Raw genomic sequence first — 9,640 nt, 5'->3', positions numbered from 1 at the left:
TCGACGCGTTTTCGATCTCCAACTCTTCGGCGATCGTCAACAGCTCCTTGGCGGTCATCGCCTTGAGGTCAGCGAGGTTCAAACGGTCTTCGGACATGATAATTCCTATGGTGACACCCGATACCGGATGCATCTCTCAGTCATTGATGGGAATTCAAAAGCCACCAGGACGGTGGCCCACCGCCTACATAGGCAACTCCGCCCCATTCGTCAATCTGACTCAGAACTTGACCACAACCGACAGCACGATCACCACCATCGCCAGCGTCGGCACCTCATTCATGATCCGATGCTGACGCCCGGTGCGCGTATTGGCGCCCCGCGCAAACTCTTTGCGCCGTGCGCTCAGCCACATATGAAACCAGGTCATCACAAGGAGCCCTCCAAGTTTCGTGTAGGGCCACACCGATCCCCAATCCACGATCCCCGGGGTCATCACGAGGAAAAGACCAAAAACCCAGGTCGCGATCATTGAGGGCGTCATGATGAACCGCAAGAGCTTGTATTCCATGACCTGAAACACCGAATCCCGGCTATCACCCGGCTGCGACTGTTCGGTATGATATACAAACAGCCGCGGCAAATAGAACAGACCCGCCATCCATGCAATCACCGACATGATATGAAACGCTTTGATCCATGGATAGGTCATACTCAAGAGATCAGACATGCAATGCTCCATTCCGTCCTGATGCTCTTAAATATTAATAGATAGATTAGAAAGGATGTAGTGTGATGAAGGGAGCGTGAAATCTGTGGATCATTATGCTCTCCACAGACCCATGCACAGGTGGATAACTCTGTTGGCGAATTTCAGAACCCGAGAAACGAAAATGGATTTATCTCAGTATTACATATTTAGATCAGTCGCTTACAAATAAACAATCGACACTGGAATCATCTTATCATCTCGGGATAACTTTCTGCGCCTCACCGCCATCCCCATCCCGCAGTTATCCTTTCCCACAGGGGACAGACTGCCGCGAGTCTTCCCGGATACCCCGAGTTTTCCCCCGCATCACAGATGGGATGGATTTTCACCTTAATTGTTCCTAAGAAACCCCTAACGTTATGCAGCAGGTTATCCACATGAGCGCACCGATCATTCTGGCCTCGGGGTCCGCCATCCGACAGACCTTGCTGCGCAATGCAGGCCTCGCCTTCGACTGTGTCGCCCCCCGCGTCGACGAAGACACCGTGCGCATCGCCCTCATGGCCGAGACCATGTCGCCGCGGGACATCGCCGATGCCTTGGCGGAACTCAAGGCAACCAAGGTCAGCGCCAAACATCCCGCAGCCTTGGTCATTGGATGCGACCAGGTGCTTGATCTTCAGGGGCAATTGCTCTCAAAACCGCAAACCGCCGATGAGGCGCGCGCGCAATTGCGTGCCATGCAGGGCAAACGCCACGACCTTCTGTCTGCCGTTGTGATCTGTCAGGACGGGCGTCCCCTCTGGCGGTATGTTGGACTGGCGCGGATGACGGTTCGGCCCTTTTCCGACGCATGGCTCGACGGCTATATGGCGCGCAATTGGCCGGATATCGCAGACTGTGTCGGAGCCTATAAGCTCGAGGCCGAAGGCCTGCGGCTGTTTTCCCGCGTGGAAGGGGACTATTTTACCGTGCTCGGCCTGCCGCTGCTCGACCTTCTATCCTTTCTCACCCTTCGAGGAGACCTCCAACAATGAGCGATGATAAGAAGCCTTTGGCCAGGATTCCGTTGGCGGGCGTGATCGGGTCCCCCATCGCCCATTCCAAATCGCCGCAACTGCACGGCCACTGGCTCAGGGCGAATGGCATTGCAGGCTATTATATTCCAATGGATGTCTCGGGCCCGGATTTGGCGGATGTGTTACGAACCTTGCCCAAATTGGGGTTCGTGGGCGTCAATATCACCGTCCCGCACAAGGAACGCGCGCTCGATCTGGCGGATCTCGTCACGGATCGCGCCACATTGATCGGTGCCGCCAACACGCTCATTTTCCGCAAGGATGGCAAGATCCACGCCGACAATACCGATGGCTATGGCTTCATCCAGAACCTCCGCCAGAATGCCCCCAACTGGCAGCCAAACGCTGGCCCGGCGGCGGTCTTGGGGGCTGGTGGGGCAGCACGCGCCGTCGTGGCGTCGCTGCTCGACGTCGGCGTGCCCGAGATCCTGATCTCCAACCGAACCCGCATTCGCGCCGAGTCGCTGCAATCCGAGTTTGGCAAACGCCTGACGGTGGTCGATTGGGTGCAGGCCGGCAATATGCTGGAAGAGGCGGCGACAGTGATCAATACCACGTCACTCGGCATGATCGGCAAACCCCCGCTGCGTGTGCCGCTCGATGGCCTGCGACGCGGCGCGCTCGTGACGGACCTCGTTTATGCGCCGCTCAAGACGCGGTTTCTGATTGAGGCCGAGCAAATGGGATGTGTGACGGTCGATGGCCTCGGCATGCTCTTGCATCAGGCGGTGCCAGCGTTCGAGCGGTGGTTTGGGGTCCGCCCCACCGTCGACAGCGCCACACGCGCCGCCGTCTTGCGATGACCTTTCTTATTGGCCTGACCGGCTCTATCGGCATGGGCAAATCCACGACGGCACAACTCTTCGCAGCAGAGGGCTGCGCAGTCTGGGATGCCGATGCCGCCGTTCACCGCCTTTATGCGCCCGGCGGCGCGGCAGTCGCGGCATTCGCCGCCGCCTTCCCCGACGCAATCCAGGACGGCGCCGTGTCCCGGACCCGCCTGAAAGCGATCATATCCCGCGACCCGGATGCGCTCGCCCGGATCGAACGGATCGTGCATCCGCTTGTCGCGCAGGACCGCGCCGAGTTTGTACACAATCAGGGGACACAAGGTACAAAGTGTACTCCGATCCTCGTGCTCGACATCCCTCTTCTGTTCGAAACAGGGGCTGACCGCGGTATGGACGCCACGGTCGTTGTCTCGGCCCCACCGGAGGTGCAGCGCGCTCGGGTTCTTGAGCGGGGCACGATGACTGAGGCTCAGTTCGAGACTATCGTTCAAAAACAAATGCCTGATACCGAAAAACGTGCCCGCGCCGATTATGTGATCGAAACCGACACCCTTGAATCCGCCCGTCAACAGGTGCAGGCTGTGTTGGCAGATATCAGACGAAAGACCCCCCATGCGTGAAATCGTCCTGGACACGGAAACCACTGGTTTTGAACCAGAATCTGGCGATCGCATTGTCGAGATCGGCGCTGTAGAGCTTTACAATCACATGCCTACGGGCCGCACGTTTCACAAATACATCAACCCACAGCGCGCCATGCCCGAAGCAGCCTTTGCCGTGCATGGCCTGGGCGATGATTTTCTCCGCAACAAGCCCTTATTCGCTGAAATCGCTCAGGAATTTCTGGATTTCGTGTTGGATGCCAAGCTGGTCATTCACAACGCCGCCTTTGATATGAAGTTTCTCAACGCTGAATTGGGCTGGCTCAAACTGCCGCATCTCCCTTGGGAGCAGGCCATCGACACCCTCGCCATCGCGCGCCAGAAATTTCCCGGCTCCCCCGCCTCTCTGGATGCGCTATGTCGCCGGTTTCAAATAGATAATTCCGCACGCACCCTGCACGGCGCGCTGCTCGACTCAGAAATTCTGGCAGAGGTTTACCTCGAACTGATCGGAGGGCGTCAACCAGATTTCGCACTCTCAAGCACGTCATCCACCAGATCTAGTGACATGACTGAACCCGACGTCTGGCGACCCCATCCAAGACCTACCCCACTCGCGCCGCGTCTGACCGAGTCTGAGGCCGCCGCCCATCAGGCCTTTGTGGCCAGGATGGGCGAAGCCGCTCTCTGGCGCAAATCCTCTTAGGCGTCAGCTTTGGGTGCAGCTGCCTGTGCCTGACGGCGCGCGATTTCCCCACGATAAAGCTGAACGAAATCAATATTTTCAAGGTTCAGCGGCGGGAATCCACCGTCATGTGTCACGTCGCTGACAATCCGGCGGATGAAGGGAAAGATCATCCGTGGACATTCGATCAAAAGGAAGGGATGCAACTGATCATCCGGCACGCCTTCGATGTGGAAGACACCCACATATTCCAGCTCCAGAACGAACAGAACCTCATTCGCAGCCTTGTTTCTGGAGTTGATGTTGAGTTTGACGACCACCTCATACTGATGCTCAACGCTGCGTTTCTTGGCGTCGAGATTGACGGACACCTGCACATCCGGCTGCACGTCTCCGCCGGTGCCCCGCTGCGCCAAAACATTCTCAAAGGACATGTCGCGGATAAATTGCGACAGGATGTTCATTTTCATCTGCGGCGCTTGCTGTGCTGCACCATTTTCCTGATCGGCCATGGAAACCTCCTCATGGGACTATGCCGGGTTTCCCTTATCAGGACCACGGCTCTGCCTCAATGGTGATCCCGCGCCGTCTTCAGATTCAACTTTTCTAAGGCCGCAAACAATGACTTGCGAAAGAACGGCTTTGCCACCACCAGATTTTGAGCGCGCGGGATCACTGCGCCAAGAACTTCCTGTTCCGGGCGACCGCTTAGAAAAAGGATGGGAAGGCTGCCCAGACCGCTCCGGATATACTCCAGCTCTCGCAGTACGGTCTCCGGCCCCCCAATGTGATCGACGTCAATGATCAGCAGGGACCATCTCTCCGGCCGCGCAGTCAGATCGCCGATCAAGGTGTCGTGGTCCGAGCAGAGATGAACTTCACACTCATATTCCGCCAGCCATTCACAACATTTGCGGCTATCCCTGTCGCTCGCCGCGCTGACCGCCACGCGGCGCACGCGATTCAGGCGTTCTTGCTTTGGCTGATAGGAAATCCAAACCGCAGGGTCTGTGTCAATAAGTCGGTCATAGGATGCATCGGGCACGGTAGGATTACCGCGCCCTGCGGAGCGCCGGTCTGTTTGCAAGACAAAGTAGCCTCCGACCATCAGCAAGACAAAGCTCAGTTGACTCGCATAGGCGATCAGGACGGCCCACCAGACTGATCCGACAAAAATGACGCCAGCGGCAAAGGTGAATGCTGCCACCACAACACTCAGCATAAGGACCAGAACAGCAAAGCTTGGCTTGGACTTTCCTTCGCCATACGAAACATGACTGCGGTTGCTTTTTGCAGTTTCATACGGCGCTCCGTAGCGCGGTTTGGAAATCATTCTATTCAAGGCATTCTCATTTGGTGGGTTCACTCAAGACCTAGCGAAACACAACCAACGATAGCAGCAGAACGGTCACACGGAAATGTGATCATCACAAGCCCTATACTCGCAAAGGAGGCACACCTTACGCAAAACATTGAAACCACGAGATATAAAAATCAAAACCACAGCCGCATGACAAAGGTAGCAAACCGACTGCACATGTTAAAGTGGATATTAAGAACGAACCTATGCGGGCAGATGTTTGCCGAACAAACCGCACCAATCTGATGCGCGAGGCGACAATGATGTCGCGATTGCTCACGCCCGCCATTCGAAATGCGTCATCCCTTAGCCTGAATCTCTGCGCAGCAGCGGTGCCATCACCAGCGGAGTGAGGTACATTGGCACTTGATAACACCCGATGAAAAGCAGCAAGGCAGACGCCGTCTCTGGCGGCAAAGCCCCGAGAAAGAGCGCCAGGTTGCGATTGCCGGCGATGACGGCCATAGCCGGTGCCGCCTCGCCCTGACCGCGTCGCGTGAGAGTTAGATACACAGCGACCTGTGCGCCAAAATTCAGGCCACAGACCACCGCAAGCGTCACCCAGACATTAGAGGTCGAGTCACGGAGCGCCGGACCAACGGCCGACATTAATCCAATGACCACGAAGGCCATCACGGCTGTGATCACACCTTCTACTGCCTTTTCGCCATGCGCCGTCCGAAAAAACGTCCCATGTTTGCGGAGCAAGAGCCCCGCCCCCCCCGCCAGCGCGATCACCAGCAAGAGCTTTAGAGCGGCCATTGCCACCACTTCGGGCGCGCCAAAGACTGGCATCAACCAGAATACCGGGATCACCGTGAGCGGCAAAAGCATGGTTCCAACAATGAGTTGCCGCAAAGCAGGAGCGGGATGCCCTCCGACCATGAGCGTTAGCCCGGGACTGCCCGTGAGCGGTGCCGCTGCAAGGACGAGCACCACACCGATACCCAGAAGTGAGGCCAATCCACCGGACACCCACAAAAAACCAATTGCCACTAGAGGCATGACCACCTGCATGACCACCGTAATCCCGAGATATCCCGGAACCTCGCGCCAACCCGGAAAGGCGTCTAACACGTCAACTCTCAATGTACTGAGAAACAACAGAAAAACGACCATAGGAAAGATCAGGGGCGCCATGGATTCGGCGAATTCCGGAGCAAAAACACCCCCAATCAACCCGAGCACAAGCACCAGTCGTCCGTGTCGCGCCAATGCGTGCAGCAGAGGTGTCAAATCGCTGCCGCCCCGCGTGCCGCTTGATCATAGCCGCCGGATAGCGCGCGCAGCAGCGCAGCAAGCCGGGAAATCTCCGCCTTGTCCACGCCCATCTGTTGGACAGAACGCACCAGCAGTGCCTCTCGGACCCGAGCATATTGTGCGCAGTACTCTTGCCCTGCCTCGGTGATGGTGATGGTCTTTTCCTTTCCGCTGCGGCCAGATCGGACAAGCCCCTGTTTTTCCATCTTTTTCACGGCATAATTCACCAGATGCGTATCCTCGATATTGAGCACGAGGCAAATATCGGCAAGGCTCTTGGCGCGCTCCCGGTGATGCACCAGATGCACGATCAAAACCTCCAGCGGTGTCAGACCCGGCATCCCCGCCGCCGTCATGCAGCGAACCATCCAGCGTTGAAACGCATGGTTTGCCATGGTCAACGCGAATTCCATCTCCGAAAGCTCCGGCAATCCTGAATTGGCCAGATGCGCAGATGAGACGACTGGCCCTAACGGGCGAGCATTGTCTGAGGAATCCATAGGGCAATCTCCGGAAACAGGGTCAGAATGGCGGTGGCCAGAACCAAGAGCAGAAAGAAGGGAAAGGCATAGCGCGCGATCTCGAAAATGCTGCGCCCGGTGATGGATTGCAGCACAAAGAGGTTGAATCCCACCGGCGGCGTGATCTGGCTCATCTCGACCACCAGAACAAGGAAAATGCCGAACCAGATCGGATCAATCCCTGCCGCGAGAACCATCGGCAGGATGACCGAAGTGGTCAGCACCACAATGGAAATCCCGTCTAGGAACATGCCAAGGATAACAAAGAACACCACGAGCGCCGCAAGCAGCAGATTGGCCGAATACCCCTGTTCTCCAATCCATGTCGCAAGCGCGCGCGGAATACCGGTATAGCCCATCGCGACCGTCAAAAAGGCTGCACCCGCCAGGATAAAGGCAATCATGCAGGTCGTGATCGTCGCCCCGCGCAGCGCCTCCCACGTGCTGTGCCAATCAAGTGAACCACCCAAGGCCGAGAGGATCAACGCGCCAAGCACGCCCACAACAGCCGCCTCCGTGGGCGAAGCGAGGCCCGCGTAAATCGAGCCGATCACGGCGACAATCAACAGAATGGTTGGACCCAAGAGCGTGATGGCGCGCAGCTTTTCGGTCCATGTCGTCTCAGGTTCACGTTCCAGCATGCGGGCCCGGTTCATCAGCGCCCAGATCATCGTATAGCCCGAGAAAAGTGCCGCGAGCAGAATCCCAGGTCCGATCCCGGCCAGAAAAAGCCGCGCGATGCTCTGTTCCGTCGCGGCCCCATAGACGATCAGAATGATCGAGGGCGGAATGAGAAATCCAAACGTGCCCGATCCCGCCAGTGTGCCGATGATCATCCGATCATCATAGCCGCGCTTGGTCAGCTCCGGCACCGACATGCGCCCAACCGTCGCCGTCGTGGCGGCGGACGATCCCGAGACGGCGGCAAAGAGCGCGCAGCCAAAGATATTGGCATGGAGCAACCGACCCGGTAACCGCCCGGTCAGCGGCGCAAGGCCTGAAAACATGTCCGACGAGAGCCGCGAGCGAAACAGAATCTCACCCATCCAGATGAACATCGGCAGCGCCGTCAGATCCCAGATGTTGAGCGCGCCCCAGACCTTGGTGCCAAACACCAGCTCCGCAGGCGCAGAACTGGCCAATGTCATCGCAACAAGCCCAACGGCGATCAGAGCGAACCCAACCCAAAGACCGAGCGCCAGAACGCCAAAGAGCACGACCATCAGGATCAAAGACAGAGTTTCAATGCCCATCCTGAACGCCTTTCTTGTCTTCCGCGCGCTGGAATGCGGGCTCTCGCCCGCGCAATACCGCGACCAACTCGTCGCAGAGGGCCAGCCAGAATAGGCCCAGACCCAGCACCATGACCGACTGCGGCACCCAGAGCGGAAACTTTGCCATCCCAAAGGACACGGCGTTAAAGGTCCATGAATCCCACGCCTGCACGCCCGCGCTGTAGAACGCAAAGCCGCAGAGCCCAAGGGCGAGCACTAGCGCCACGGCAGCCAGAAACTTGGCAATTCCGGGTGGGACAGACTGTGACAACAGCGTCACCCGCACATGTCCGCCAGCTCGCAATGTGCCTGCCAAGGCAAGAAACGCTGCACCAACAAACAGGAACCCCCCAAGCTCCGAAAGCGATGTGATCGCGATACCGACCGGCTCTTGACCAAGGGCCAGCAAAGTCTTGTCGATCACCCGGCCCAGCACCTGCACCAGAACCAGCACAGAAATCGCCACCAGCGACAGGGCAGCCAGCACAAATCCCGCGCCGTAAATACGGTCAAGCAGCCCGCGTAGCATCCGCAGTCCCCCATTGTCAGTGATTGGTGGCGCGGGACCGTGCCCGCGCCTCTGCCGTTCAGCGCGCGGTGTAGGCGGACAGGATTGCCTCTCCGGCATCGCCGGCGCTCGCCTTCCACTCTTTCGTCATGGTTTCCCCGATCGCACGCAGCTCACGCGCCAGTTCCGCAGAGGGTGACGACACCTGCATGCCATTTTCCTTGAGAATGGCGATTTTCTCTTCGGTTTCTGCCATCGACATCTGCCACCCGCGCGCTTCGGCCATAGCAGAGGCTTCAAAGAGCGCCTGCTGTTGCGCTTCGGTCAGCGCTTCAAACGCTTCGGCGTTAACAAAAACCATGTTCTTGGGCAGCCAAGCCTGCGTATCGATATAATGGCTGACAAAATCCCAGGCCTGCGACGCCACGCCGGTCGAGGGCGAGGTGATCATCGCCGCAACGCGCGAGGTCGAGAAAGCGGTCGGGATATCCCCGGCCTCAACTGTGGTCGGAACGGCACCCATCAACTGCGCCAACCGCTCTGTCGCGGTGTTGTAGGCGCGAAAACTGACACCTTTCATCTGCTCAACCGACGTCACTTCTTCGGTCAGATAGAGGCTTTGGCCCGGCCATGGCACAGTATAAAGCAGAACCAACCCCTGCTCCATCAGCTTGGCACTGATCTCGTCCCGCGAGGCATCCCAGAGCTTTTTGGCATCGTCATAACTCGCGGCCAGAAATGGCACCGAATCGACCCCGAACACCGCATCCTCATTGGCCAGCTGCGACATCAGAATTTCGCCGATCGGCGCCAAACCCCGGCGCACGGAATCGCGGATCTCGGGATGGGCATAGAGCGAACCCGCCGAATGGACGGTGATGGTCAACTCACCATTGGTCGCAGTCGCA

Annotated in this window: 13 protein-coding genes; 4 read left to right on the top strand and 9 right to left on the bottom strand. The window is 57.9% G+C overall.

Going from position 1 to position 9,640, the window contains the following annotated elements; translation table 11 throughout:
* A partial coding sequence (locus tag ROS217_RS24970) for a Rho termination factor N-terminal domain-containing protein (RefSeq protein WP_198134869.1) occupies positions 1-97 on the bottom strand: 97 nt, incomplete at its 3' end.
* A gap of 123 nt (positions 98-220) precedes the next feature.
* Positions 221-670 (bottom strand): protoporphyrinogen oxidase HemJ, encoded by a 450-nt coding sequence (gene hemJ, locus ROS217_RS05940; protein ID WP_040651154.1) that lies wholly within the window; start codon positions 668-670, stop codon positions 221-223.
* 419 nt (positions 671-1,089) lie between these two features.
* Here hemJ and ROS217_RS05935 point away from each other — a divergent pair, with 419 nt between their 5' ends.
* The 4 genes from ROS217_RS05935 to dnaQ are packed head-to-tail and all read left to right on the top strand — an operon-like array spanning position 1,090 to position 3,830.
* Positions 1,090-1,689: a Maf family protein gene (locus ROS217_RS05935; protein WP_040651152.1), complete on the top strand. Its 600-nt coding sequence runs from the start codon at positions 1,090-1,092 to the stop codon at positions 1,687-1,689.
* On the top strand, positions 1,686-2,534 hold the full coding sequence (locus ROS217_RS05930; RefSeq protein WP_009816777.1) for a shikimate dehydrogenase: 849 nt from the start codon (positions 1,686-1,688) through the stop codon (positions 2,532-2,534). Before ROS217_RS05935 ends, ROS217_RS05930 begins: the two co-directional genes overlap by 4 nt.
* Positions 2,531-3,142 (top strand): dephospho-CoA kinase, encoded by a 612-nt coding sequence (gene coaE, locus ROS217_RS05925; RefSeq protein WP_009816776.1) that lies wholly within the window; start codon positions 2,531-2,533, stop codon positions 3,140-3,142. Before ROS217_RS05930 ends, coaE begins: the two co-directional genes overlap by 4 nt.
* Entirely contained in the window at positions 3,135-3,830 is a 696-nt protein-coding gene (gene dnaQ, locus ROS217_RS05920) for a DNA polymerase III subunit epsilon (protein WP_009816775.1), read from the top strand. Before coaE ends, dnaQ begins: the two co-directional genes overlap by 8 nt.
* Here the strand turns inward: dnaQ and secB are convergent.
* The 7 genes from secB to ROS217_RS05885 all read right to left on the bottom strand — a co-directional run.
* Positions 3,827-4,321: a protein-export chaperone SecB gene (gene secB / locus ROS217_RS05915; protein ID WP_009816774.1), complete on the bottom strand. Its 495-nt coding sequence runs from the start codon at positions 4,319-4,321 to the stop codon at positions 3,827-3,829. The two genes, dnaQ and secB, sit on opposite strands and share 4 nt — an antisense overlap.
* A 56-nt stretch (positions 4,322-4,377) precedes the next feature.
* On the bottom strand, positions 4,378-5,142 hold the full coding sequence (locus tag ROS217_RS05910; RefSeq protein WP_009816773.1) for a hypothetical protein: 765 nt from the start codon (positions 5,140-5,142) through the stop codon (positions 4,378-4,380).
* Positions 5,143-5,475: 333 nt separating this feature from the next.
* Complete coding sequence (locus ROS217_RS05905; protein WP_254656377.1) at positions 5,476-6,246, bottom strand: hypothetical protein; 771 nt, start codon at positions 6,244-6,246, stop codon at positions 5,476-5,478.
* A 155-nt stretch (positions 6,247-6,401) separates the two neighbouring features.
* Complete coding sequence (locus ROS217_RS05900) at positions 6,402-6,842, bottom strand: winged helix DNA-binding protein (protein WP_009816771.1); 441 nt, start codon at positions 6,840-6,842, stop codon at positions 6,402-6,404.
* A 56-nt stretch (positions 6,843-6,898) separates the two neighbouring features.
* Positions 6,899-8,203, bottom strand: a complete 1,305-nt coding sequence (locus ROS217_RS05895; protein WP_009816770.1) for a TRAP transporter large permease — start codon at positions 8,201-8,203, stop codon at positions 6,899-6,901.
* Complete coding sequence (locus tag ROS217_RS05890) at positions 8,193-8,753, bottom strand: TRAP transporter small permease (RefSeq protein WP_009816769.1); 561 nt, start codon at positions 8,751-8,753, stop codon at positions 8,193-8,195. Before ROS217_RS05890 ends, ROS217_RS05895 begins: the two co-directional genes overlap by 11 nt.
* A gap of 58 nt (positions 8,754-8,811) precedes the next feature.
* Positions 8,812-9,640: TRAP transporter substrate-binding protein (locus ROS217_RS05885; protein ID WP_009816768.1), on the bottom strand; the 829-nt coding region annotated here is incomplete at its 5' end.

This window comes from Roseovarius sp. 217 (assembly GCF_000152845.1).
Lineage (GTDB): Bacteria > Pseudomonadota > Alphaproteobacteria > Rhodobacterales > Rhodobacteraceae > Roseovarius.
The sequence above is the reverse complement of the archived record's forward strand: the minus strand, read 5'-3'. Positions and strand labels throughout refer to the sequence as shown.